This is a genomic window from Pseudomonas sp. Lz4W (genome assembly GCF_000346225.2).
GTDB classification, from domain to species: Bacteria; Pseudomonadota; Gammaproteobacteria; order Pseudomonadales; family Pseudomonadaceae; genus Aquipseudomonas; species Aquipseudomonas paraversuta.
In genome coordinates this window covers 1477165-1502835 of record NZ_CP017432.1, presented here as the reverse complement: position 1 = coordinate 1502835, position 25671 = coordinate 1477165, and the positions used below count along the sequence as shown (strand labels likewise).

Below are 25671 nucleotides of genomic sequence, written 5' to 3'. Positions count from 1 at the left end.
GGATCGCCCCCGTAGCGTTCGGCCACCGCCAATCAAAATGAGCCTTTTGCGACAGGCGCCCGGAACCGGGCGCCGGGCATTTACATCGGGTCGTTACGACGCAACAGCTCTTCGGGCAAGTGCTCGATATATTCGTCCTCGGCCGGCGGCATCTGCAGGTGATAGCCCTGGGTATCCAGGTTTTCCAGCACCTTGTGGATGTCTTCACGGGACAGGGCGCGCTCGGGGCTCAGCACCAGATCGAACGCGTGGTGCGGCTTGCCAAAGGCACTCATCAGGGACTCGGGCACACGTTCCAGAGCATCGGCCTTAAGCACGTACAGGTACATTTCGTTGCGTTTGAGGCTGCGGTAGATAGAGCAAATACGTTTCAAGACGGTTCTCCAGCAGTGGCCAGGCTATCGAGCAAAGCCTGGCCCATCAGCTCACGGCGCCATCCGCGCAGTGAGTCCGGCAAGTGATAAGGGCCATTGGGAAAGCCGCTTTTAAGCAGGGCTTCCAGGGTTTTCTTGCGCAGCATCAGTTCCGGCGCAATGTTCAGACGTTCAGCTTCTGCCTGACCGATGGCCCGCAGACGCTTGATCAACGCGGCGGCTTCGACCGGCAACGGCTCAGGCACAGCCGGCGGCCATTGCTCTGGCGGCAGACTGGCAGCGCGCTTGATCATGTCCAGCAAAAACTCGCCATCCTGACGCACGGTGCGCGGGTGCATATCTTCAATACGCGCCAGGGCCACCAGATTGTCGGGCTGGGTTTTCGCCAATGGCCACAACGCATGCTCACGCACTACACGATTGCGCGGCAGATCACGGGCCCGTGCCTGCTGTTCGCGCCAGGCGCAAATTTCACGCAGTACTGCCAGTTGCGCAGGTGACAGCTTCCAGGCCAGCTTGGCCTCACGGTACACCTCGTAAGGGTCCACTTCACGGCGCAGATTGGCCACCAGTTCGGCGCCGTCCTCCAGCACCCAGGCGTACTTTTCATCCGACAGGCGCGGACGCAGCAACACATACACCTCGGCCAGATGCAGGGCATCTTCGGCGGCATAGCTGATCTGGGTTTCCGACAGCGGACGCTGCAACCAGTCAGAACGGGTTTCACCTTTGGGCAGGTCGAGGTCAAGGACTTCCTTGACCAGGCGCGAGTAGCCCATGGAGAAGCCCAGGTTCAGGTAGGCCGCGGCCAGTTGCGTGTCAAACAGAGGCGCCGGCAGGCTGCCGGTCAGGCGTAACAAAACCTCGAGGTCTTCGCTGCAGGCGTGCAGCACTTTGACCACTGCCGGGTTTTCCAGCAGGTCGGACAAAGGTTGCCAGTTGTCGATGGTCAGGGGGTCGATCAGGTAAGCGCGCTCACCGTCGCCAATCTGGATCAGACCGGCAATCGGGTAAAAGGTGTCGACCCGCATGAATTCGGTGTCGAGGGCTACGAATGGCAGGCTCTGCCATTCGGCGCAATGCTGGCCGAGGCTATCGTTGTCGCGAATCCAGTGAATATCGATGGCCACACGGCTCTCCCTTGAAGAATGGCGCGCAGTATATATCGCCGCCAGGGAGTTCCGGGCATTGACTGACACTCTAAGCGACGAAAAACCTACACAATTTCAGGCAACTACCGTCACAATTTTTATTCCTGAGCCGGGTGATTTCCCAAACCTGCAGGGTACGGTGCTTTGAAACCGCAAGAACACCCATCAGTGTCCACGCAAACAAGAGTCGAGGATTAACCCCATGCCTGTCCCCCGCAAGCTGTCCGGTCTTACTTTGGTGCTGGTGGGCCTTTGCGCCTTCAGCACTGCAGCACTGGCGCAAGACCTTGTTCCCGGACTCGATGCCGCCGTGACCGAAGGTGCCACACAGTTGATGCAGACCTATGGTGTTCCGGGTCTGAGCATCGCCGTCAGCGTCAATGGCAAGCAGCACTTCTACAACTTCGGCGTAGCCTCCAGGGACACCCGGGTGCCCATCAGTTCCGACACCCTGTTTGAGGTCGGTTCGATCAGTAAAACCCTGACCGCCACCCTGGCCACCTATGCTCAGATCAATGGTCAGCTGTCACTCGACGCCCCGGTTTCCCGATACGTTCCCGAACTTCAAGGCACGGCTTTTGGCAAGGTGCAACTGACCCATCTGGCCACCCACACCGCTGGCGGTTTCCCGTTGCAGGTGCCAGACGCCGTACAGAATGAACAACAGTTAATGGACTACTTGAAGGCCTGGAAACCGGTCTACCCCGCAGGTACCCAAAGAAGCTACGCCAACCCGAGCATCGGCATGCTGGGCCTGATTACCGCCAGGAGCATGAACCAGCCTTTTGCCCAAGCCATGGAAAACACCTTGTTCCCCGCACTGGGCCTGCACAGCACCTATATCGATGTGCCGAAGAGCAAGATGGCCCTCTATGCCCAAGGCTATGACAAGCAGGATCAACCGGTCAGGCTTAATTCCGGCATGCTGGGCAACGAAGCCTACGGAGTCAAAACCAGTAGCCGTGACCTGATTCACTTTGCACAATTGAATGCCTTGCCGGGCAAGCCGTCGACAAAAATCCAGCAGGCCATTGGCGACACTCACACCGGCTACTTCCGGATCGGGCCCATGACCCAGGATTTGATCTGGGAGCAATACGCCTACCCGGTCACGCTGAAGAATCTGCTGCTCGGCAATTCGGACAAAATGGCCTACGAGAACAATGACGCCATCGCCCTGCACCCGCCATTGGCACCACAGGAGGCGGTGTGGATCAACAAGACAGGCTCCACCGGTGGCTTTGGCGGCTATGTGGCGCTGATACCCGTGAAAAAACAGGCGGTGGTCATACTGGCCAACAAGAACTACCCCAACAGTGCCCGCATCGAACTGGCGTATAAAATCCTCAACGCCCTCGACTAAGCCTCTTTGCGCACGATGTAGATGCTGCCCAGTGCATAACCGGGCAGCACATCGTAATGCTTGAGGATGCTGAAACCTGCCAGGGCAAACTGGGATTCAATTTCTTCCTTGCGCACGACAATCCGTTGCGAGTCCCTGCACTGATCCACAGAGCGCCCCACACATACCGACAGGATCAGGCTGTCGCGGCTCACGCGATGCAGTTCGCGCAGGATGGCCAGGCGATGTTCGCTGTCGCGAACATGGTGAAACAGCTGCATGCAGAAGATGCTGTCCACCGCGTTTTCGGACATGTCGATGGAAAACACCGAGCTCTTGAACAGTTTGATGCGCGCCAGCAAGCTGAGCGGATGGTGGGTCTGGGCATGATCGAGCATGCCCTGGGAAGAATCGGCGGCGAGGATTACCCGGTTACCGTGCTCTGCCAGCACGGGCCAGAAACGCCCGGCACCGCACGCCAGATCCAGCACCAGCCCCGGCTCGCCCGCCACCTTGAGCGCCCGGCGAACCAGCCGTTTTTCACGCCATAACGCCAGCCTCCGGACAATGCCCTGCGGCCGCACTTCGCGGCACACTTGCGCATGCTCGCGGTCGTAGCGTTCGGCGAATTCAAGCTCAACGGTGGAAGGTAGCTGCGATGACATGGCCCGCGAACTCTAGTGTTTGGTTATGTTCGACACAGAGACTAGCGGGGCACCAGTGAAAAAATTGTCAGAAAACCATAAAACCCGGATAGAAAATTGATCAATTCTGCGGGAGCGAGCTTGCTCGATCCCGCAACACCGAATCACGCCTGCTGCAGATACCAGCGCCAGTCCTGCTCGCCGACTTCGCCCATGAACTGGCGGTACTCGGCGTTTTTGACTGCCAGATAGACCTTCAAAAACTCCGGCCCGAACGCCTCTTTGGCCCAGGATGAGCCTTCAAGCGCACGCAATGTGGTCAGCCAGTCGGTCGGCAGCATCTCAGTGGCCTGGGCATAACCGTTGCCCTCAACCGGAGCCCCCGGATCGCGCTGTTCACGAATCCCGCGATGAATACCGGCCAGAATCGCGGCGGCAGCCAGATAGGGGTTGGCATCAGCGCCACAGATACGGTGTTCGATATGGCGCGAATACGCGGGCCCGCCTGGCACGCGCAAGCTGACGGTGCGGTTATCCACGCCCCAGGTCGCGGCCAGGGGGGCATAGCTGTTGCTCTGAAACCGACGATAGGAATTGGCGTTCGGGCAAAACATCAACAACGAATCGAGCAAGGTGTCGAGCATCCCGCCCACGGCGTGCCTGAGCAGCGGCGTGCCGTCCGGCGCTTCACTGGCGAACAGGTTGTTGCCCTCCTGATCGGCCAGGCTTACGTGCATATGCATGCCGGTACCGGCCAGGTCATCAAACGGCTTGGCCATAAAACAGGCGACCATCCCGTGTTTGTGCGCCACACCTTTGACCAAGCGCTTGTAGCGCACGGCCTCATCCATCGCCTGCAACGCGTCGTTGCGATGCTCCAGGGTGATTTCAACCTGCCCCGGTGCGTATTCGGAAATCGCCGTGCGCGCCGGAATCCCCTGCAGCTTGCAGGCGCTATACAGGTCAGCCAGAAACGGCTCGATCTGTTCCAGTTCCCGCAGCCCGTAGACCTGGGTTGCACGCGGACGCTGACCGTCGGCATCCCGTGCCGGTTGCGGGCGATCGTTGCTGTCCCGTTGCTGATCGAGCAAATAAAACTCCAGCTCCGCCGCCATCACCGGGTAGTAGCCATCGGCTTTCAAGCCATCGATCACTTTGGACAACAAGTGCCGGGGGTCGGCCACCGTCGCCGGCATCCCCGATTGCGGGTGCATGCTCACTTGCACCGCCGCCATGGGAATCAGGCGCCACGGCATGCGCTGCAGGCTGCCACTGATCGGGAAGGCACGGCAGTCGATATCGCCCACATCCCACACCAGACCGGTATTTTCAACGTCATCGCCATTGATGCTCAGGCCCAGAATCGTGCTCGGCAGCGGGCGGCCGTTTTTGTAGACCTCCAGCAACTCATCGCGGTGCAACAACTTGCCCCGGGGCACGCCGTTATTGTCGAGGATGAACAACTCGAACATCTCGACATCCGGGTTCAGTTCCAGAAAATCCAGGGCTTCTTGCAGCGGGGCAAACGCAGGGGTGGCACTCATGGCAATTCTCGTAAATTCGTATAAGACAGGCGTACAGGCACGCCATTTCGGGCGTAAACCCACAGACTCAACGTTAGATACGAGCATCCGGCGGGCGGGCATGCCGGCAGTGGAACAAGGCCCAAAAGGCCAGTTTTGAAGGGAGGCCGCAGGCAGAGGCCGATGCACAGGCAAAAAAATCAGGGCAAGGCACAGCGCTTGACGTTAAAACGTCCGACAGCCAGTGGTCGCCAATCCTGATCGGGCCAAGCCTCATCGCCAAAACCATTGCCTACAAAGAACACCCAGCCTCACACGCCAGCCCGGGCAGGTCAAATACAGACATTTATACCTTTGGTTGCACTGCGACTAAACATTGGGCATCGGACCGCGACCCAAGGACACCGCCTCCCATCCCGCGACGATGAGCAGGATCAGGGTGGTCAGCGCCCCCAGGATCAGTCCTGAAAATACCTGTTCCAGGGCAGCCGGCAGCAGAATCAACAGCAGCAACATGCCCCCCATATGGGAAAACGGCGGCAGCGGGCGGTCCGACATCACCCATTTGAACAATGCACACCCCAGCAAAAACAGGAATGGTCCGGCAATCATGGTGATCACCGCCCCAGTCGTTGCGTGCCCGGGGTGCATCAACACCAACTCGTCGGCCACCGCGCTGACGATCACCCCGGCAATCATCAGCACATGAATGTAGGTGTAGGCCAGACGCGCATGACGCCCCGGGTCACGGGCGTGGGCAATGCGTTCATGGGCCCGCTCGGCGCCGCTGTCAAAATAGATCCACCACATGGCGATGCTGCCCAGCACCGCCACCACAAAGGCCGCAAAGCCAGCAAGGCTCCAGCTCAACCGGGCAAAAGTGGCCCCCGTCACCAGCAAGGACTCGCCAAGGGCAATGATCACGAATAGCCCGCAGCGCTCAGCCATGTGATTAGCTTCAACGTTCCAGTCGTCCAGGGTCGAAGCCCCCAGCCCCGGCACCCAAAAGAACAACGACGGCGACACCAGTTCGATGGCCAGCGCCACGGCCCAGCAGGCCAGTCGCTGATTGCCTTCGAGCAAACCACCGCTGATCCAGAACACCCCTGACAACAGCATCCAGATCAAAATGCGCTGAAAGTTTCGCGCCAGCCCGGGCGACTCGGCGCGCACCACCCACATGGCAAACGCCGAGCGTGCCACCTGCATAAATACGAAGGCCCCGGCGAACAGCAGTCCGCGATCCGTGAAGGCGTGGGGGATAGACACCGACAGCAGCAACCCGGCCACCATCAGCACAAACAAGCCAATACGGATCGGGATGCGCTCGGGGTCGAGCCAGTTGGTCACCCACGAAGTAAAGATCCACACCCACCACACGGCAACCAGCAGCAAGCCCACATGCACCGCACCCTGAGCCGTTAAATTGGCCAGCAGAGAATGGGACAGCTGGGTCACGGCAAACACAAACACCAGGTCGAAAAACAGCTCGACCATGCCGACCTTGCCACTGTCATGACTGCCTCGGCCGCGCAGCACAGAAAGAGTGCGGGTCATATTTGATCCTCCGGGAAGCAATGGCTGTGGCAGCTGATCAACCCCGCTGCCCGGATCGCAGGCAAGCCTGCAGCCACAACAGCAGCGCGCATTATGCAGATGAACACTTGTTCATCGAACGTTTTAAAAACCTGCAGGGTCGGATGCTGCGTCTACTCTGTTTTCCTCCGCATTCTTACTTCAAGGAACCTCCCATGACCAGAACGGTTGCCGACTTCATCACTGAAACCCTGCAGCAGGCAGGTGTCAAACGTGTATTCGGAGTAGTGGGAGACTCCTTGAATGCGTTCACCGATTCGCTGCGGCGCCAGGAACAAATCCAGTGGATTCACATGCGCAACGAAGAGTCCGCAGCCTTTGCCGCCGGGGCCCAGGCGCATCTGACTGGCGAACTGGCAGTCTGCGCCGGCAGTTGCGGCCCGGGCAATCTGCATTTGATCAATGGCCTGTTCGACGCCCATCGCAGCGGTGTACCGGTGCTGGCGCTGGCCGCGCATATTCCCGGCAGCGAAATCGGCATTGATTACTTCCAGGCCACCCATCCGGAAAGCCTGTTCCAGGAATGCAGCCATTACGTCGAGCTGGTGTCGCGGGCCGAGCAGCTGCCGCAAGTGCTGGAGCGCGCCATGCGCATGGCCATCGCCAAGCGCGGGGTGGCGGTAGTGGTGATTCCGGGGGACGTGGCGCTGCAGGCCTGCGACGCCAAAGTGCCCAACTGGCTCAAGCCGAGCCTGCCGATGATTCGTCCGCACGATACCGACATCGACCGGCTGGCCTCATTTCTCAATGCCGGCAAAAAAGTCACCTTGCTCTGCGGCGCAGGCTGCGCCGGTGCCCACAGCGAAATCCTGGCCCTGGCCGAACGCCTGAATGCACCGATCGTGCATGCGCTGCGCGGCAAGGAGCATGTCGAATACGACAACCCCTATGACGTCGGCATGACCGGGTTGATCGGTTTTGCATCAGGTTACAAGGCGATGGCCAACTGTGACACCTTGCTGATGCTGGGCACCAATTTTCCATACCGCCAGTTTTACCCGGAGCATGGCTATATCGCGCAAATCGACCTGCGCTCCGAAGCCCTGGGCAATCGCTGCCCGCTGGAGCTGGGTCTGATCGGCGATGTTCAGCTGACCTTGCAGGCGGTGCTGCCAAAAGTGCTGCAAAACCCTGAGCGCGAGCATCTGGATACCGCCCTCAAGGACTACAAAAAAGCCCGCGAAGACCTCGACGCCCTGGCTGAAAGCGGCCCTGGCAGCTCAATCATCCATCCGCAGTACCTCAATCGTCTGGTCAACGAGCTGGCGGATGAAGACGCGATCTTCACCTGCGATGTGGGCACGCCCACTGCATGGGCTGCGCGCTACCTGAAAATGAACGGCAAGCGTCGTCTGATCGGCTCGTTCAACCACGGTTCCATGGCCAATGCGATGTTGCAGGCCATCGGCGCACAAGCGACCTTCCCCGACCGCCAGGTAATTTCCATGTCTGGCGATGGTGGTTTCACCATGATGATGGGAGATTTTCTGACCCTGAATCAGGTCGGCTTGCCGGTAAAAGTCATAGTGCTGAACAACGGCACCCTGGGCTTTGTAGAAATGGAAATGAAAGCGGCGGGGTTCCCGGATGTGGGCTGCGAACTGAACAACCCGAACTTCGCCGCCATGGCCGAAGCGATGGGGGTCAAGGGAATTCGTGTCGAGCATCCAGACGAGCTGGAAGCGGCCCTGCGTGAAGCCCTGAGCCATGACGGCCCGGTACTGGTCGACGTGGTCAGTGCCCGTCAGGAGCTGGTGATGCCACCGAGCAAAACCTTCGAACAAGCCAAGGGGTTTAGCCTGTTCATGCTCAAGACCGTAATGGACGGTCGTGCCCGGGAGCTGATCGACCTGGCCAAGGTCAATTTATTCCGCTGAAAACAACCCCGACACCTGTAGGAGCGAGCTTGCCTCGCGAGCTTTTCAACCAAACAACCAAAAGCTCGCGAGACAAGCCCGCTCCTACAGAATTACAACGTGGCGGTATAACCGCGATGGACGGATCGACTTGCCCAAGGTCAATTTATTCCGCTGAAAACAACCCCGACACCTGTAGGAGCGAGCTTGCTCGCGAGCTTTTTAGCCACACAACCAAATGCTCGCGAGACTAGCTCGCTCCTACAGAATTACAACGTGGCGGTATAACCGCGATGGACGGATCGACTTGCCCAAGGTCAATTTATTGCGCTGAAAACAACCCCGACACCTGTAGGAGCGAGCTTGCTCGCGAGCTTTTCAGCCAATCAACCAAATGCTCGCGAGCAAGCTCGCTCCTACAGGATTACGTCGTTGCGGTATTAGCGCGAATGAAAGCGCCGGTTAAGCGCCATTCTTTTGGCCAGGATCTCGCGCTCCCGCTTGCGCTGGCTGCGTACCACCAGGCCCCAGACAATCAGGCACAGCAACAACCCGCCGCCACCCCAGATCACGTAAGGCATTGCCACCACCAACAGCGGCGCATCACCACCACGACGCAGGCTGGCCACGGTCTGTTGATCAACACTGAGCAACGGGTTGCCGAAACGTTGCAGGCTGTAGTTGGCAATCGCCGCCACTTGCTGATCATTCAGGTCACCACCCAATGCCGGCATGCTGACTTGCAGGTCGGCCCCTTTACGCTCCACCCCTTCAATTATCGCCATCACCAGATTATTCGGATGCAACCCGGTCAAGGCGCTGTTCTGGCTCAAGGAAGGATAGAACCCGTCGCCGGTGCCCTGCCCGTCACGCCCGTGGCAACTGGCGCACGCCGAGTTGTAGAGTCGGGCGCCATCGGTTTCGCTGGCATCGGCCAGAGTTGCCTGATCGAGCTGACCGGTTTCGAGGGTGGTCATGTCGATCGGCGTCACCACCCGCGGGGTGCTGGCGACATGGTTTCCGGTGGCAATCGCCGGGACGGTTTTCAGGTAGCCGGCCATGGCGTACAGGTCATCATCGGTCAAAAACCGCAGGCTGTTTTGCACCGCTTCAGCCATGCCGCCCGCCGCTTGTGCCTTGTTGGTGACGTGGCCGTTTTTCAGGAACGCCACCACCTCGTCATTGCTCCAGCCGCCCAGGCCGGTGGCTTTGTCCGGGGTGATGTTAGGCGCGATCCAGCCGCCCAGTGCAGCGCCCGACAAATAGCGCTCGGAGTCTTCCGCCATCAGAGCATTACGCGGGGTATGGCAGGCACCGCAGTGGGCCAGGCTATCGACCAGGTATTGCCCGCGGGTCAGCTGTGCATCGTCCGGTTTTTTGGCAACAAAACCCTGGTTGTCGAGAAACAGCAGGTTCCAGCCAAACATCAACGGCCGGATATTGAACGGGAATGCCAGTCGGGTCGGCGCCACGGCTGCGTCTACCGGTTTAACCCCCTGTTGCAGGTACACATACAGCGCGTGAATGTCTTCATCGCTCATGCCCTGATAGGAGGTATAGGGCATGGCCGGATACAACTGCTGGCCCTTGGCGTTGACCCCTTTGCGCAAGGAATCGGCCAGTTGCTGCTCGGTGTAATCACCAATGCCGTGGGTCTTGGACGGTGTGATGTTGCTGGCAATGATCTTGCCCATGGGCGAGTCGATGGCATAACCACCGGCCAGCGCCGGGCCGTCTTTTTCCACCGTACGGTGACAGGCCCCGCAGTCGGCAGCCCGGGCCACGTATTCGCCTTGCTTGATCAGCGCGGCAGTATCTTCGACCGCCCATACGGACAGCGAAGCAAACAGGCTGCACAGGGCAACCAGGGGGCGTAGCGCGCAGAGATAGGGATTCATGGCTCAGACCTCCCGCGCAATGATGTCGGCCACACGAATGCTCAAGGCAACCCCGGTCAGCGTCGGATTGATGGTGCCCGATGCCGGAATCACCCCGGTGGTGGCCAAAAACAGGTTCGGATGATCGAAGGTGCGGCACTCGTGGTTGACCACCGAGTCCTTGGCATCAGTACCCATGATTACGGTGCCCATCAGGTGGTCGCGGTTCTGCCAGCCGGTGTTGTCCTCAACCACGGTACCGCCCATGACTTTCACGAAGTCGGCATAGTCGGCGTCCACCCCGGGCTTGGCGGCTTTGACGTAATCACCCACTTCGTAATTGATCACCATCATCGGGATGCCCAGGGCATCGGTGCGGGTGGTGCTCGGGCGAATGGTGTTGCTCGCCAGCGGCAAGGTTTCGTACACCGTCGACACATCCACCCAGCGTGCCGAATCGTGACGAATTCGCTCGTCCAGTTCCTTGCCGAAAATGCCCTGCTCGATCAGACGATTGGCCACGGCCATGTTCGGCACGTTGTTGGCAAAGGCATGTTTGACCGACGCCCGTTCCTTGCGGAACGCGCCATCGCGACGGTTGAAAATCCCGCCTTGCTGCACCGCTCCGCGCCCCGGCCATACCGGCTCGTCGGCCAGAAACTGCAGCCCCTGACCAGTGTGGTCCATCAGGTTGCGCCCCACCTGGTCCGAGGAGTTGGCCACCTCGGAAATCAACAGCAGCTTGGGGGTTTCCAGGCCATTGGCGGCCACCACAAAGTACTTGGCGGTGAGCCGCACGTTATCGCCCTTGGAGCTGCGGTAATGCACGGCCACGATCTTGCCGCCTTCGCCTTTCTCCAGCTTGTATGCCGTGGCGTCGGTCAGCAGTCTGGCCCCCGCCTGCTGCGCGTGCCGGGCATGCACATCACCGCTGTACATGGCGCCAATGGGGCATACCGGCATGCAGTTGTTGTTGCCGCTGCACGCAGGGCGATCGTCATAGGGCGTGGTGGCACGACCGTTGGGCTCATGCAGGAACACATAGCCGGCCGGGGCCAGACGCGCGCGAAGGCGCTGGAACAGGTAGGTATCGCCTTCTGGCGGCATGGGGTACGGCGTCGAACGCGGCGGAAAGGCCTCGCCGTCATGCCCGCTTTGATCCTGGGTATCACTGCCGCATACGCCCAGCGCCACTTCGGCCCGTGCGTAATAGGGTTCCAGCTCGCTGTACTCCATCGGCCAGTCGCGGCCAACCCCGTACAGGGTGTTGAGCTTCATGTCGTTGGGCAGGTAACGCCAGCAGGCTGCCGCCCAATGCCAGGTGGTGCCGCCGACCAGTTTCAACATGCCCGGACGAAACTCGAACGAGCCGATATTTTCTATGTACTGCTCATCGTAGGAATGACGCGCCCATGGCTCATTCGGATACGGCGAGTTGTAGTTACTCTTGTTCGAAGAGTTGCGAAAGTTTTCAACGATTTTCCAGCGGGGAATGGACTCACCTGCTTCCAGAATAATCACTGACTTGCCTTGTTTGGCCAATTCAAAAGCTGCGTTGCTGCCCAAGGCTCCGGACCCAACAACAATGACATCAGCATCAAAGACCTGACTCATGGGTACCCCTTGTTTTAATCGTTAGCGACGGTAGACGGCGGATCAACCCAATAGTTGGTGTGCCCCCGGGAGTAGGTGGGGATCACGGTGGCATCCAGGGTCGGCGTGTACGCCAGCGCACCGGTGAAGGTCACCAGCCGGGTGTCGTCCACGGCCCGCATGCTGACCGGAGTGCCGGTATAGCCCAGGTACCAGGCGCGGACGATTTTTTGCACCGTGTCCTTGTACTGCGGGTTCTGATAAACCGGGCTGGCGCTCAACATCGAGACCCGGCTCAAACCATGCTGGCGGATGCTGCCCCACAGCCCCCTGACCTTTTCCGGGAACAATGGATCGGCCTCGGTACAGCGTGCCAGCACGCGCAGCGTGAGGCTCGGGTCCAGCGCATCGCGCTCGGTGAGGAACAGTGAAAGCTGGTGCAAAAGTTCGACATCATCAGTGGCGGCATTACTGATGCCTTGCGCCAGAACCGAACCCGCCCAGGATGAAGAAAGAAGTCCGGCACCGGTTATGGCAGCGCCAGAAGACAGTAACTTTCTGCGGGATATCACATAAATCTCCTTGATCATCAAAAATAAAGGCTGACACCTAGACCTTCGATAAATCAGGTTGTTACAAAGAATGATCAAACATCCTACAGAGATTAGTGATGGAGCTTCATGAATACCGGCTAATACCCCCTACCCGATGCAGGAGCTGGGCGCTTGACCCGGCAAGGTTGCGATGTGGCCCCGCCATCGCCTAATATACGTTTCATATACATTTCATATTGAGCATTTAGATGGGCATTGTAAAAATCTCGGACGCCATGCACGAGAACCTGCGGCTGGCCAGCAACGCTCTGAGCCGCTCGATCAACGCACAAGCGGAGCACTGGATGCGTATCGGCATGCTGACCGAATTGCATCCAGGCCTGGATCACAACCAGATCTGCCGCCTGCTGATTGCCGCCGAACTGGACGGAGGCCTCGATTTGAAACAGTTGTGCGCCGCCACCCAAGCCACTGCAGGAGTCGATCAATGAGAGCCGGTGTCGTGATCAACAGCCCGGCGCAGATCGCCCAGTCAAAGATTGCCGGCAAGCTGGCCGCCGAAGTGCTGGCCATGATCGGCGCCCACGTCAAAGCGGGCGTCACTACCGACCAGCTGGACCAGATCTGCCACGACTACATCGTCAATGTGCAGAAGGCCATTCCCGGTAACGTGGGCTATCACGGTTTCCCGAAAACGGTCTGTACCTCGGTCAATCAAGTCGTCTGCCACGGCATCCCGAACGCAGTGCCGCTCAAGGACGGGGATATCGTCAATATCGATATCGCCGTGGTCAAGGATGGCTGGTACGGCGATACCAGCCGCATGTACCTGGTCGGCGATGTCGATCCGCAAACCCGTCACCTGGTGAAAACCACCTACGACGCCATGTGTGCCGGGATTCGTGTGGTTCGCCCGGGCGCAACCCTGGGCGACATTGGCCATGCCATCCAGTCGCTGGCCGAAAAGGAAGGGTTCAGTGTGGTCCGCGAGTACTGCGGTCATGGCATCGGCAAGGTCTACCATGATGAGCCGCAGGTCCTGCACTACGGCTACCCGGGCCAGGGCATGAAGCTTAAAACCGGCATGATCTTCACCATTGAGCCCATGCTCAATGCGGGCAAACGCCATGTCAAAACCCTGGCGGACCAGTGGACCGTAGTGACCAAGGATCAGTCGCTGTCGGCCCAGTGGGAACACATGGTTGCCGTGACGGATGACGGTTTCGAAGTGCTCAGCCCCTGGCCCGACGCCAGTGACGAATACCCCGCCATCTAATGTGTGTGGGAGCCGGGCTCCCACAACCATCAATGACTGCCATCAGCCGTTCTCGAACTGCGAGCGGATCTTGAACAATTCATTGTCGCTGGTCACACCCAGCTTTTTGTAGGCCGATTGCTTCTGGGTGCTGATGGTCTTGATGCTGCGGGAAAACTTCCCGGCGATTTTCGTCACCGACATGCCCTCAAGACAGCAGCGCAGCACTTCGCGCTCACGAATGGAAAGGGTACTCAAACCGGTCAGTTCCCCCTGGTCTGACCCGCTGTCGGCAGAGGTTTCCAGGCTGCTGCGGGTCGAAATTTCGTTATGTTTGAGCTCCAGCGCCATCGCAGAATGCAAATAAATCTGGCCGGCGGCGACTTTTCTGATGGCGAGTACGACTTCATCAGAGCTTGTATCCTTGCCCAGAAACCCACTCGCGCCGCAGCGCATCGCCAGGGCTACCGTTGCCGGCGTATGCAGGGCCGAAACCACCAGCAGGCGCGCCCCCGGATACCGGAGCCGCAGACCGCGAATCAGATTCAGGCCGTCAACTTCGCCGGGGCTCAGGGAGTAGTCCATCACCACCACGTCCACACTTTGCGTTCTCAACGCGTCCATCAACTGCCGGCTGCGGGTGAAACAGCCGACAATCTGCATATCTTTATGGGGGGTGAGTAACCGAGAAAACCCTTGCAGAATCAGCGCATGATCATCAAGCAACATCAAGCGAATCGGGTTCAACATGGATGCCATGGCAACTTCCTCTTTACCTCTCAGCGTTGCTGAACCAGGTATTACTCCATATGACCCTTTATCAGGGGCGTTCGTACCAGCACTTCAACCAGAGTCAAAGCCAAAACCCGCACCAACACTAAGGGCAAAGAATCGCGCGTTATGATATGCCCGCTTCCCGCCACAAAAATAAGAATCGTCTCAAAAAGCAAAAGTGTCTTACCCCCACCAGCCTCAGCCAACATGAAGTCAGCCGCGCCAGAAAGCAGCACAATCTCTGAAAACCCGTCTTGATCCAGTTTAGAGGCATCTACTGCACAGACTGTGCAGAGCGAAATGGGTGCTGATTCAAGTCAGGATGAACCACGGGCTACTATTGATTCCGGGTAGCGACTTCAGCCGCTGCACATGTTGTTCATAATCTATTACTCTGAAGCTCTGGCCTGCGGCCCCTGGAGCCGTGCAGATCACACTCAACACTTATTTGTCGACCTCGCGCCTACTGTGGCGCGAGATGAGGACAAAGTTCTTCGAGGCTGGTCATGTCCATTCGCAAAATGATTCGGGTCATGCTTCTGGATGATCATCTATTCATGCTCCAAGGCCTGGAACTGAGCCTGAAAACCCAGGCCGACATTGAGATTGCCGGCAGTTTCAGCAGCAGTCAGGCACTGCTTGAGGCACTGCAACGACAGAGCGTCGACCTGGTGCTGCTGGACTATTCACTGGGGCCGGACGAAATCGACGGCCTGAACCTGGTGCGCGGCCTGAAAAAACGCTTTCCGGGCATGCGTTTGCTGGTGCTGTCGGCACTGCATAACCCCGCCACCGTGGCCATGGTCATGCGCAGCGGCGCCGACGGATTTATCGGCAAAGAAGTGGACCCGTCCCAACTGCCTATTGCCATTCGCCGCGTGGTATCCGGCAAGACCTACCTGGCCGAAACCATGAGCGAGCAGTTTCGTGAACAGGAGATCTCTTCCGGCGATCCGTCGACCGCAGCCACCAACGATGACACTGACAGCCTGGCCATCCTTGCCACGAATGCGGCGCTGACCGGGCGCGAGCACGAAGTGATGCGTTGCCTCCTGGACGGCATGTCGGTGACGCAAATTGCCAATAAGTTTTCCCGCAGCATCAAGACCATCAGTACCCAGAAACAAGCCGCCTACAAAAAGCTCGGGTTGAACAATGACAACGAGCTGAACAAGGTCCGCTACCTGCTGGAAGGCCAGTGATATGCGCAGGCTGATGCTGCTGGGGATTGCGCTGTTGATCAGTTGCCAGGTGTACGCCGATTCCCCTTACGCCTTCACCCCGGCAGAGAAGCAATGGATCCAGGAGCACCCGGTGGTGCGCTATGCCATCGACTCCTACTGGCCGCTGGAATACATCGAAAATGGCGAACACAAAGGCCTGACCCGCGATTATCTGCAGCAAATCTCGCGCATCAGCGGACTGCAATTCGAACTGGTTCCGACAAAAAACTGGAGTGAAACCCTCGCCCTCATCGACGCTGGCAAAATCGACCTGACCACTGCCGTCTCCAAAGCCTTGATCGACAAGGACCAGGCCGGAAAACTACTGCTGTCCGACGTTTTTTTCGTCGGTTCCACCGTCGTCGTCACCCGCAGTGGTGAACCGGTACTGTTTTCGACCCACAAACTCAACGGCAAAGTGGTAGCGGTCAAAGGCGGCGGCGGCTATGAGCAGTACCTGCGAAAAGAGTTCCCCGACGTCGAACTGCTACTGATCAATGACCCGGAGGACGCCCTGATGGCTTTGGCCGAGGGCAAAGCCGACGCTGTGATTGGCATGGACAGCGTTTTGCAGTTGATCATATCCCGCAAGTTTTTCGGCACCCTGCACCTGGCCGGCGTGCTGTCAGACATGCCGATCGTCAGCAGCATGGGTATCAGCCCCAAGTACCCTGAACTGTTGTCCATCATCAACAAATCACTGGCACAGCTACCGCCATCAACCATCGATGCCATCTTTGAACGCTGGCTGGAACGGACCGACTACGGCGCCCCCTCCTGGGCGACGGTTTTCCGCTACTACCAGATCGAGCTGATTTGTTTTGCCCTGCTGCTGTCGGCACTGGCCTTCATGACCCGACGTGCCATGCTGGCGAAAAAGGCCGCGCAGAAAAGCGAAGCGGCCAAATCGAGTTTCCTGGCAATGATGAGCCATGAAATCCGCACCCCGATGAATGGCGTGCTGTCGTCCATCGAACTGCTCAAGGGTTCACCGCTGACGCCGGCGCAACAGGAACTGGCCACCCTGGCCAACGTTTCGGCGCGCAACCTTCTGGAATTGCTCGACGACGTGCTGGATGTTTCCAAGCTGGAAGCCGACAAGATCCAGCTGGAATCCGTCCCCACCGACCTGCAGCAACTGGCCCGGGGCCTGGCCGACATCCACCAACTGGCTGCCCGCCAGCGCCATACCGAGATATCCCTGGCGGTTACCGGCCTGGATGAGGTGTTACTGATCCTCGACCCGGTCCGTATCCGTCAGGTCATCGCCAACCTGCTGTCCAATGCGGTGAAATTTACCGAGCACGGCGAGGTGCTGCTGAGCCTGCACTTTGAAGCCACTTCCTCCGACTCCGGACACCTGGAGATACTGGTCAGCGATACGGGGATCGGAGTCGACGCGCAACAACAACGGCATTTATTCCAGGCGTTCGTCCAGGCCGACAACTCGATCACCCGGCGTTACGGCGGCAGCGGACTGGGGCTGTCCATCTGCAAACAGCTGGTGGAGTTGATGGGCGGCCAGATCGACCTCGAAAGCGAACCCGGCCAGGGCACCCGTGTACGCGTCAGCTTGCCGGTGAGTTTCCGGCACAAATACCCTGCCCTGCCTGCCCGGGCTGCCGAAGAGCCGCTGCCGGACGCACCAGCGAAAACCTGGCAGCAGGTACTGGTGGTCGAAGATCATCCGATCAACCGCCAGACCATCCAGCTACAACTCACTGAGCTGGGGTATCACGCGCTGATTGTCGAGGACGGCATAGCGGCCATGGCGACCATGGAGCAGCACCGCGAGGGCATTTGCCTGATCCTGCTGGACTGTCACTTGCCCGGCATCGACGGTTACGAAGTGGCCCGCAGGATTCGCCAGCAGGAACAAGAGCAAGGCCTGGCCCACATGCCGATCATTGCGATCTCCGCCTCCACCGACGAGCAACATCAGCTCAAATGCATCGAAAGCGAGATTGACGGCAATCTGTCAAAACCCCTGACTTTGTCGGCCTTGCGGCAGATCCTGGGCCTGTGGCTGCCCGGCCCCGACACCCCGCCCCAGCTTGTGGCCAGCTCACTGAGCAGCGCCTCCATCGAGGATCTGTTCAATACCTCCTGTGGCGAAGATTTCGCCTGTCTGCATGATGCGTTCGACAAGCACAACCTGGTGCTGGCCCTGCACTACAGCCATCGTCTTCACGGTGCAGCGCTAGCGATGCAGGCGAACGAACTGGCGAAACGGGCCAGGGACATGGAACAGGCCCTGCGTGATACTGCCGGTCAGGAGTACGACTGGAGCGCCATGCTGGCCGGCATGGAAGAAGCGTTGAAGAGCTTTTACCTGAGCAGAAAAACGGGCCCGTAGTCGCTGACCGGGCACGCGGCTGCGAGCCCCCGTCGCAGCCGCGTTGCGCGTCAGCGACAAGCGGATTCCAGGGCATGTTGCAAATGCTCGATGGCCATGTGAACAGTCGCAATTTCAACTGGCTCCTGGCAAAGCGCCTCAAGTCTGCGGGCAGCCTCGACGACCCGGGGCTGACCCAGCATCATGGCGGCACCTGCAATGCGATGCGCCCGATGCGCCACCTGGGGCCAGTCACAGGCTTGCGCAAAGCCAGGCAGAGGCTCGAAGTCCAGGTGGCAGGTTGCAAAAAAAGCACTTAGCAGATCGCCGTCGGCCGGCTCCGGCAGCATGGGATGCTCCGGGGCTGGCGTGCATCTGTCACACCACAGATCGATTATTTCCCGCAACTGGTCAACCCGTAACGGCTTGGTCAGCAAGCCATCGATACCGGCGTCAAAACACGACTCGGCATGCTCCGCCCCAACCATTGCCGAAATGGCAATGATCGGTGTACGGATCTGGCGCCCGACCTCCATGACACGTATACGGCGGGCGACGCTATAGCCATCTATATCCGGCAAATTGCAGTCCAGCAGCACCACATCGAAGCGTTCCCCGGCAAAGCAATCCAGACCCGCCTGCCCCGTCAGCGCCTGGACGTTTTCATGGCCCATGGTCTGTAACTGGCGCCTGATCACAAACTGGTTTTGCGGATGATCCTCAACCACCAGTACTTTCAGCGCCGGCATCCCGCTACCCGCCGCCGCGGTTGAAGCTGAGGAATTTGTCTGCTGGAGGTGCACCTGCGGCTCTGCCAGCAGCGCGGGCACCCGGACCACGAAGGTTGTGCCCTTGCCGAGTTCGCTGTGCAACACAATAGTGCCGCCCATCAACCCCAAAAGACGGCGGCAGATGGTCAGCCCCAGACCGGTGCCGCCAAACTTTCGGGTAATCGAGTCGTCGGCCTGGGTAAACGCCTGAAACAGGCGCCGCTGATCACGCCAGGAAATGCCGATGCCGGTGTCAATAATGCTCAGGTGCAACAGCCCCCTGGCTGAATCCTCAGGGTCGATCTCAAAACCGGCTACCACCTTGACCTCACCGGCCTCGGTAAACTTGATTGCATTGCAGAGCAGGTTGATCAGTACTTGCCGCAGGCGCAGGGCATCAACACTCAACCACAGCGGCGAGTCCCACTGCAGGCTCATCTTCATCGGCAGGCCTTTCTCCTGCGCCCGCAACTCCGAGATGCTGAGCGCCTCCTCGATCAACCCGCCGATATTGGTGGGCCTGTACTCGAGCACCATGCGCTCGGCCTCCAGCTTGGAAAAATCCAGCGCACAATCGAGCAGCCCCAACAGCGTATTGGCACTGGTCACTGCAATTTTCGCCAACTCGGCATCTTCCGGCGCGAGCCGGGCTCGCCCCAGCAGCTCGACACTGGAAAGAATCGCATTCATGGGCGTACGAATTTCATGACTCATGACCGCCAGCAACATGGCCTTGTCCCGCTCGCTACGCCGGGCCTGGCGTTGCGCCAGATGGGCGTTGCACAACAGATACATGAAGATGGCGAGAAACAGGACCACCACGAGCATTTCGCGGCAATAGTATTTCAGCAGTTCGGACCACGACGGCGGCCCGTAACTGGCGGCATCAACCCAGCGCGCCAGCATGTGGTCGGTCTCGCGGGCGGTCAGCGTGGCCAGGGATTTGTTGATGATCGAGACCAGTAACGGCTGGTCCATTCGTATGCCGATGCTGACCACTGCGGGCAATTCGGCAATCGAACCCGCGACGTGCAGCGTATCGAAATAGCGGTGTTGCAAAATCGGGATCAACACCGCATCAACATCGATGGCGGCATACAGCTCACCGCTCGCGACACGCTCCAATGCCTCTGTTGCAGTTTCGACCGCGACCAGCAGGATTGCGGGGTAACGTAAACGCAAACTGCGCTCATAGCCGCCTCCGGCCTTGACGGCGACCTTCTTGCCCTCCAGTTGACGAGGATCGAACATCACCGGCGAACTGGCTCGGGTCACAATAAGCGTAGAACCTACAAAGTAAGGTTTGCTGTAGGCGATATGCTCACGGGATTGCGGCGCAGCCATCTGCTGTGAAGTGGCCGCAAGCAAGTCGATACTGCGCTCCGCCAGTGCAGCCCTGGCGGAGGGCCAGCCCAGGCCTTGCTTCCAGCGAAACTCCAGGCCGGAAACCCTGGCAATGGCTTTCAGGTACTCAGCGCTGAGCCCTTTATAAACACCATCTTCAACGTATTCCAATGGGCGCCAGTCGGGATCCACAGCCACATGGACCACAGGATTGGCGCTAATCCAGGCTCTTTCCTGTGCAGTGAAAAGCTGTTCAGCCTGCCCTTGGGCCATGCTCCGAAAACAGGCAGAGGCCAGCAACAGGCCCCAGACAAACCTGCGGCCGCTGCGATCGCGCCTGAAAACTTTCTTGGCGTACCCCATTGCCCGGCCGGCTGCCGAGGCAATCACCCGGCACCCGATGGGCGCGCAGGACTACGGGATACCGGATCATGGGTGGGTATCACTGCTCGCAGAGTGCATGCGGGTGCATAGCGGGCGCCGACCCTGAGCAAACAACCGACCCGACACTGGCAGATCCTCGGGGCCCGAGCCCGTACCATCGCCCGGCATCGTTGCCAGACAAATTTTGAATTCACCATCAGGCCAGCCATTTGCAACCCGCTAAAGTACTTCCTGGGAGTTGAGCTGACATAAAGCGTCCAACAGCAACAAATGGTTTTTATCCAGCATGTCGACATAACAGGCCAGGAGTTGCGCATTCACGCAATTTACCGGTAAATCGACACCATCCGTAAGTTCACGAATCATGATACTCAGCACCGTCTGATTTTCACTGATCCGGAGAATTGCCTGTGATAAAGCCACAACACTGTCCATCGAATATCCTTATAAGTAAGTAGACTCTACGGGGAATCCATCCCCTCCAACGCAGTACTGCTTGAGCAACAGACATACTTCTGAATCAGCAGACGGCATTTAAAAAAATATAGCAGCACTCTAAAAATCAAAAATAAGAACATTCTTATAATAACCCGGCAAAAATCAGGCCATTATTAGAACCCAATAGTGTCCGACCCACTAACAGCGGCCACCACTTAATCACCTTCAAACTGCGAGCGAATCTTAAACAATTCATTATCACTGCGCAGCCCGAGCTTTTTAAAAGCGGCCTGCTTTTGAGTACTAATGGTTTTGACACTGCGCTCGAATTTCAACGCGATTTGCGTGACCGACATGCCATCCAGACAACAACGCAATACTTCACGTTCACGAAATGACAACTCACTGGTTCTGACCAGCATGTCCACACCGGTGGGTTTGGCCAGGCCATTGCGCTGCCCCTGAGCAATGGAAACCCCGTTGTATTGCAGATTCGACTCCATCTGCGGATGCAGGTAACCGCGCCCGCCCACCAGTCTGCGTACGGCAACTGCCAGTTGACTGGAGCACATGTCTTTACCGATAAACCCCTTGGCTCCGCAACGCAGGGCCAGCGCCACAGTTGCAGGAGTGTGGGATGCCGAAATAATCAGTAAATGAATATCCGGAAAGCGAAGCCGCAAACCGCGAATCAAATTCAAGCCGTCAATTTCCCCCGGACTCAGGGTGTAATCCATGATGATTATGTCAACTTCCATGCCGGGCTGGCTCAACGCATCAATCAATTCCCGGCTGCGGATGAAGTGCCCGACGACTTCCATATCCTGCTCTTGCCTCAACAGTTGCAACATACCCTGCAAGACCAGGTCGTGATCATCCAGCAGCATCAGCCGGGCCGGCCGTAATAATGAAGCCATCAGAAACTCCTTTATAAGCATTGACTGTTGCAAATACCTTTTGCAGGCCGGGTGCTTTTAGTTAAAAAGCAGAAATACTCTTGCCTATCAAATCCCCCCTCGGCATCATTCGACGACACCTTGTTCGGCCAGCACCTTGAACCAACTCAAAGCAGTATTGGCACCGCACAAGCCTGCGCAATTCGGCTGTTGCTGCGTAAAAGCCGAGTTGGCGATGTTGTGCACAGCTTAACGTCCACTCACGGCTGTTGATCCGGGTTTCAAGACGCACATCGCGGGAGACGGATTACAGGCGCGCCCCGTTTAAAGGAGTGGCAGCAATCGCAACGGAATGATTATTTCACCCGCCTCAAGGTTTGAAACCGTCCAGATGACGGTCAGGTCCGATGACGCAGAGAAAGCTATATGAACAACGGGTTACTGTATTTAGGAAAGCTCTGAAAGCTGAAGCGGTTCAGCTGAAGTACCAATCGACGGGCAGCGGAAGCCATTCAGTGCTTCACGACCCAAAGCCATGCCCTGGCGCCCTGCCCGCAGCTGCAAGCGCACTTCCTCCCCTTCGAAGTCCAGAACCAGTTGCCGGACCTGGGGATTGTCGGTCGGTATCTGCCGGGCCTGATCAAGCAAACGAAACCAGGCCCATGCCCCTTCGGTGCGCCGGGTAAGGGTGCGGCCATCGAGCAAGGTGGCCGAGAGGCGAATCTGCGTCCCCAGGGCCTTGCCCGGAAAACCGAAAGTCACCCCGCGCAACGGTCCGTGCCGATAGTCCAGGCGCTTGTCATCGATGTGCAGGGTGAAGCTGGCGATGCGCTCGCTCATGGTCAGCGGGCTGAGCTCAAATTCGAAGCCTGCCTGGGTCCCGCCTGCCGGAAAAAAACCCGCCCGTACCTGCCCGGCCTGTTCCAGGGCGAGCAGTAATGGCCCCCCGAGGGACTCGCCCCCAAGGCTGTCACCCAGGCGCCACGGACGCGAACGGGTATCCAGCAAACCCGCCAGATGCTGCTGGACAAAGCCTTGCAATGCCCCGTCAGCGGCAAACATCCGGTTGAAGTCTTCGAGGCTGACGTCATTGGCCGAGTCACCCGCAAACGGGTAACGCCCGCTCAGTCCGCGCTCGCACAATGGCGCCACTTCAGCGGCCCAGGCAGTGGCCAGCGAGCGTCGGCCCTGCTGCTGTACCTGCTGCTGGCCAATCTCGGCAATGTCGAGGAAAACCGGCTGCAGCAGACCGGGCAACTGCTCGATTTCCTCATTCAAACGCTGCAACACCTCATTGGGCGGCACCGTGACTTTCAGGGAAGGCGCTTTCTGATTGGCCTGCATCAATAAAGCGGCACCTTTGACTGCTGCGCGCACTGCCAGGGCCGGCGGCTCGGGTGCCGAAGCAGCGAGCCAGCGATGCAAAGGCTGGAAGTGCCGGGTCACCGGATGCTCCGGGGGCGCGGCAGCGGTCTCGCCCGGTTCGGCCACAGGCTGAAGACGCTGCGCCTGCTTTTGCGCCATATCCAGCCAGCCCTCGGGGGATGCTGCGGGGGTCAGTTCGGTATGCCCGGCGACGGCCTGCAGTAATACCAGCAGCGGCGAATCGGTCCGGGCCAATTGCATCAACCGCCGCGGCAGGTGTTCATGCTGGTCCAGGCCGGCGATTTGCAGATCGTCGAAAAAACCCTCCCAGTGGGCAATGTAGTCCTGATGATAGAGCGCCAGAATCTCGCGTTTGACAGGCTCCAGAGCCAGCACTTCGGAGCGCCCCAGCAGTCGACGTTCTTGCAGCAACCCGACCGTCAGCAAGGGCTCGAGCAATGTCTCGAAACGCCGATAACCCTCCCGGGTATACAACCCCGGCACACCCTCCACCAGGCTTTCGCCGCTGCGCCGGGCGAACAGCAGCATGCCCTCGGCCCCCAGCACCGAGGCAATGCTGAACTCGGCCAGGGCCTGACCCCGCATCCCCTCAAGCAGTTGTTCGTATAAACGCTGGGCCAGCGGTTGCGCCGCCAGCCGGTTGCGCACCTGCTCGATCAGGCCGCGATCCAGCGGCACCGGACCGGCCTGCGCCAACCCCTTGAGCAGGCCTTGCAGATGCTGATCCAGCCGCAGGCGGTAGGCTTCACCGGGGCCGCCCGCAGCCCGGGCATACCAGTCACGCAATGAGCGGGCATCCATGGGCGCCTCGCCACCGAGCATTAAATACAGCCCCAGGCTCTCGCGCAGCCCCTCGTCAGTGGTGCCATGCAAACTGCCATGCAAGCGCTGCAACAGATCCACCAGCAAAACCTGCTGCAGATCCCGGGCATACAACTGCCCGGACAACTGACGTAACTGGCGATCGGTGGCCCAGACCCTCCAGCGCCGATCGAGAAGCCGGGCTATGCCGGCGAGCCGGTCCAGCCGCAGCAGTGCCCCGGCCCCCAGCGCGACGGGTGCTCCATGGGGCAGCGCCTGCTGCAATGCCGCGATGTGTTGATCAACCTGCTCCAGGCGCCGGTCCTGATCACGGTACAGATTGAGTAACAACAACCCGGCGAGCAGGCTGGCGACCAGCATCAGATAGTGCGCCCGCGGTCGCCACCAGGCGCCGGCCTGACGCAACGGGGTGCGTATCCGGCCCGGCCGGCGGCAGGTCTGCAAGGCCCGCAGCAGGGCCGGCGCCGGCGACTCCGGGGTGGCTGCCCGGGCGCTGAAACGTATGGATTGCAAGGCGACCTGGGCAATGCCCGGCTCCTGGGCCAGCGCTGTGTTCAGCAGCCCGTTCAATGTCAGTGCAAACCCTCGCCACATCGGTATGAAGCCATACAGCCGGGCGCGAACCTGAACATCCGGCTCGCGCTGCAGACGCTCGAACTCACTGCTGTCGAGGCCCTCGATCAGGGCAGCCATGCGCTGTTCGAGGGTGGTGAGCAAGTGCCGGTTGCGGGTGGCCGGGGCGAATTCCACGCTCAACTCGCGGCGGTCCGCCGGTAGCCAGGCCAGTGATTCGCCATAGCCGGGCAACTGCTCGCATTCACTGATGATCAACTGCAGCGTCAGCCCTTTGCCGAAGCGGCTGGCCAGCTCCTCCAGACGCGCGCGCAGGCTCAATGCAATCTGGTCCCGCTCCACCTCTGTCGCGCCCTGCAGCCGGGCGGCCGATAGCACCAGGATCACTCCACGCGGATGCTGGCCCGAGGCGCCCGACTGCCCCAGGTCATCCAGCAAGCGACGCCACAGCCGCACTTCCTGCGGGTGGCGCTGGCTCACCAGGTGGCCGCCGATTTCAAACAGCCCATAGCCGTCAACGGCACTGCAGCGCAAGTCTTCATCGGCATTGGCCGGCAACCCGAGCAAGGGCCCCTTCTCGACCCCGGCCGGCCCGATCACCAGCAACCCCGGCAATTTGCCCCCGGTGCGCTGGCGCCATGCACACAGCCTTTCGCGCAATGCCAGTTCGCGCTCCGTCAACTCGTCGAGCACCGCTGCCGTGGCGACCGCTTGCGGCTCGGCCTGCTGCTTGCCACGCCGCCCGAGCCAGACCAGCAGCACAGCCACCAGCAGCAGCGCGCCACACAGCAGCAGGCGCACCACCAGAGCGGCCAGCGGTACATGACCGTCAACCGCCAGGCGCGGGCCATGGATCAGGATCAGATACATCGTAAATAGCAGCCCCAGCAGCCAGGGCGAGGCCCGCAGCAGGGTTTTCAAAACACGCAGGAGCATGGCAGCAACATCCGCAAGGTAGAAG

19 protein-coding genes are annotated in these 25671 nt (G+C 59.3%); 6 read left to right on the top strand and 13 right to left on the bottom strand.

Annotated features, from left to right (window positions below; translation table 11 throughout):
* Positions 1–80: 80 nt before the first annotated feature.
* The gene (locus tag B195_RS07195) at positions 81–374 is read right to left on the bottom strand and encodes a YcgL domain-containing protein (RefSeq protein ID WP_003446762.1); all 294 of its coding nucleotides are present in this window, start codon (positions 372–374) and stop codon (positions 81–83) included.
* Entirely contained in the window at positions 371–1504 is a 1134-nt protein-coding gene (gene rnd, locus B195_RS07190) for a ribonuclease D (RefSeq protein WP_003446760.1), read from the bottom strand. The genes B195_RS07195 and rnd overlap by 4 nt, the downstream gene beginning before the upstream one ends.
* A gap of 223 nt (positions 1505–1727) precedes the next feature.
* Here rnd and ampC point away from each other — a divergent pair, with 223 nt between their 5' ends.
* Entirely contained in the window at positions 1728–2888 is a 1161-nt protein-coding gene (gene ampC, locus B195_RS07185; RefSeq protein ID WP_003446758.1) for a class C beta-lactamase, read from the top strand.
* On the opposite strand, the gene B195_RS07180 is transcribed toward ampC, so the two are convergent.
* The 3 genes from B195_RS07180 to B195_RS07170 form a co-directional block, all read right to left on the bottom strand.
* Positions 2885–3532: a class I SAM-dependent methyltransferase gene (locus tag B195_RS07180; RefSeq protein WP_003446756.1), complete on the bottom strand. Its 648-nt coding sequence runs from the start codon at positions 3530–3532 to the stop codon at positions 2885–2887. The two genes, ampC and B195_RS07180, sit on opposite strands and share 4 nt — an antisense overlap.
* Before the next feature lie 143 nt (positions 3533–3675).
* Positions 3676–5055: a glutamine synthetase family protein gene (locus B195_RS07175; RefSeq protein WP_003446754.1), complete on the bottom strand. Its 1380-nt coding sequence runs from the start codon at positions 5053–5055 to the stop codon at positions 3676–3678.
* A gap of 348 nt (positions 5056–5403) precedes the next feature.
* The gene (locus B195_RS07170) at positions 5404–6591 is read right to left on the bottom strand and encodes a low temperature requirement protein A (RefSeq protein WP_003446752.1); all 1188 of its coding nucleotides are present in this window, start codon (positions 6589–6591) and stop codon (positions 5404–5406) included.
* 194 nt (positions 6592–6785) lie between these two features.
* On the opposite strand from B195_RS07170, the gene poxB reads away from it, so the two are divergent.
* Positions 6786–8507, top strand: coding sequence for a ubiquinone-dependent pyruvate dehydrogenase (gene poxB / locus B195_RS07165; protein WP_003446750.1), 1722 nt, complete (start codon positions 6786–6788; stop codon positions 8505–8507).
* A gap of 419 nt (positions 8508–8926) precedes the next feature.
* On the opposite strand, the gene B195_RS07160 is transcribed toward poxB, so the two are convergent.
* The 3 genes from B195_RS07160 to B195_RS07150 are packed head-to-tail and all read right to left on the bottom strand — an operon-like array spanning position 8927 to position 12528.
* Positions 8927–10384: a cytochrome c gene (locus B195_RS07160; RefSeq protein ID WP_003446748.1), complete on the bottom strand. Its 1458-nt coding sequence runs from the start codon at positions 10382–10384 to the stop codon at positions 8927–8929.
* Between the two features lie 3 nt (positions 10385–10387).
* Positions 10388–11977, bottom strand: a complete 1590-nt coding sequence (locus B195_RS07155; RefSeq protein ID WP_003446746.1) for a GMC family oxidoreductase — start codon at positions 11975–11977, stop codon at positions 10388–10390.
* A gap of 14 nt (positions 11978–11991) precedes the next feature.
* On the bottom strand, positions 11992–12528 hold the full coding sequence (locus B195_RS07150) for a sugar dehydrogenase complex small subunit (RefSeq protein ID WP_191985166.1): 537 nt from the start codon (positions 12526–12528) through the stop codon (positions 11992–11994).
* Positions 12529–12758: 230 nt separating this feature from the next.
* Here B195_RS07150 and B195_RS07145 point away from each other — a divergent pair, with 230 nt between their 5' ends.
* Complete coding sequence (locus B195_RS07145) at positions 12759–13001, top strand: ParD-like family protein (RefSeq protein ID WP_003446744.1); 243 nt, start codon at positions 12759–12761, stop codon at positions 12999–13001.
* Positions 12998–13786 (top strand): type I methionyl aminopeptidase, encoded by a 789-nt coding sequence (map, locus tag B195_RS07140; RefSeq protein ID WP_003446743.1) that lies wholly within the window; start codon positions 12998–13000, stop codon positions 13784–13786. The genes B195_RS07145 and map overlap by 4 nt, the downstream gene beginning before the upstream one ends.
* Before the next feature lie 42 nt (positions 13787–13828).
* Here map and B195_RS07135 read toward each other — a convergent pair whose 3' ends face one another.
* The gene (locus B195_RS07135; RefSeq protein ID WP_003446742.1) at positions 13829–14524 is read right to left on the bottom strand and encodes a response regulator transcription factor; all 696 of its coding nucleotides are present in this window, start codon (positions 14522–14524) and stop codon (positions 13829–13831) included.
* Positions 14525–15045: 521 nt separating this feature from the next.
* On the opposite strand from B195_RS07135, the gene B195_RS07125 reads away from it, so the two are divergent.
* Positions 15046–15741 (top strand): response regulator transcription factor, encoded by a 696-nt coding sequence (locus tag B195_RS07125; protein ID WP_003446740.1) that lies wholly within the window; start codon positions 15046–15048, stop codon positions 15739–15741.
* A gap of 1 nt (position 15742) precedes the next feature.
* The gene (locus tag B195_RS07120) at positions 15743–18118 is read left to right on the top strand and encodes a transporter substrate-binding domain-containing protein (protein ID WP_003446738.1); all 2376 of its coding nucleotides are present in this window, start codon (positions 15743–15745) and stop codon (positions 18116–18118) included.
* 50 nt (positions 18119–18168) lie between these two features.
* On the opposite strand, the gene B195_RS07115 is transcribed toward B195_RS07120, so the two are convergent.
* The 4 genes from B195_RS07115 to tssM all read right to left on the bottom strand — a co-directional run bounded on the left by B195_RS07115 (position 18169) and on the right by tssM (position 25646).
* Positions 18169–20409 (bottom strand): transporter substrate-binding domain-containing protein, encoded by a 2241-nt coding sequence (locus B195_RS07115; RefSeq protein ID WP_238143953.1) that lies wholly within the window; start codon positions 20407–20409, stop codon positions 18169–18171.
* Positions 20410–20814: 405 nt separating this feature from the next.
* Positions 20815–21030 carry a hypothetical protein gene (locus B195_RS07110; protein WP_003446734.1) on the bottom strand — a complete coding sequence of 72 codons (216 nt, stop codon included), beginning with the start codon at positions 21028–21030 and terminating at the stop codon, positions 20815–20817.
* Positions 21031–21248: 218 nt separating this feature from the next.
* Positions 21249–21920, bottom strand: a complete 672-nt coding sequence (locus B195_RS07105) for a response regulator transcription factor (protein WP_328823148.1) — start codon at positions 21918–21920, stop codon at positions 21249–21251.
* Between the two features lie 456 nt (positions 21921–22376).
* Positions 22377–25646 (bottom strand): type VI secretion system membrane subunit TssM, encoded by a 3270-nt coding sequence (gene tssM, locus B195_RS07100; protein ID WP_003446729.1) that lies wholly within the window; start codon positions 25644–25646, stop codon positions 22377–22379.
* Between the last annotated feature and the right edge of the window lie 25 nt (positions 25647–25671).

Coding starts and splice junctions, on each gene's coding strand:
- B195_RS07125 (WP_003446740.1), top strand. CDS start 15,046: ATGTCCATTCGCAAAATGATTCGGGTCATGCTTCTGGATGATCATCTA.
- B195_RS07110 (WP_003446734.1), bottom strand. CDS start 21,030: ATGGACAGTGTTGTGGCTTTATCACAGGCAATTCTCCGGATCAGTGAA.
- tssM (WP_003446729.1), bottom strand. CDS start 25,646: ATGCTCCTGCGTGTTTTGAAAACCCTGCTGCGGGCCTCGCCCTGGCTG.
- poxB (WP_003446750.1), top strand. CDS start 6,786: ATGACCAGAACGGTTGCCGACTTCATCACTGAAACCCTGCAGCAGGCA.
- map (WP_003446743.1), top strand. CDS start 12,998: ATGAGAGCCGGTGTCGTGATCAACAGCCCGGCGCAGATCGCCCAGTCA.
- B195_RS07160 (WP_003446748.1), bottom strand. CDS start 10,384: ATGAATCCCTATCTCTGCGCGCTACGCCCCCTGGTTGCCCTGTGCAGC.
- ampC (WP_003446758.1), top strand. CDS start 1,728: ATGCCTGTCCCCCGCAAGCTGTCCGGTCTTACTTTGGTGCTGGTGGGC.
- B195_RS07175 (WP_003446754.1), bottom strand. CDS start 5,055: ATGAGTGCCACCCCTGCGTTTGCCCCGCTGCAAGAAGCCCTGGATTTT.
- B195_RS07170 (WP_003446752.1), bottom strand. CDS start 6,591: ATGACCCGCACTCTTTCTGTGCTGCGCGGCCGAGGCAGTCATGACAGT.
- B195_RS07155 (WP_003446746.1), bottom strand. CDS start 11,977: ATGAGTCAGGTCTTTGATGCTGATGTCATTGTTGTTGGGTCCGGAGCC.
- B195_RS07120 (WP_003446738.1), top strand. CDS start 15,743: ATGCGCAGGCTGATGCTGCTGGGGATTGCGCTGTTGATCAGTTGCCAG.
- B195_RS07105 (WP_328823148.1), bottom strand. CDS start 21,920: ATGCTGCTGGATGATCACGACCTGGTCTTGCAGGGTATGTTGCAACTG.
- B195_RS07135 (WP_003446742.1), bottom strand. CDS start 14,524: ATGGCATCCATGTTGAACCCGATTCGCTTGATGTTGCTTGATGATCAT.
- B195_RS07145 (WP_003446744.1), top strand. CDS start 12,759: ATGGGCATTGTAAAAATCTCGGACGCCATGCACGAGAACCTGCGGCTG.
- B195_RS07180 (WP_003446756.1), bottom strand. CDS start 3,532: ATGTCATCGCAGCTACCTTCCACCGTTGAGCTTGAATTCGCCGAACGC.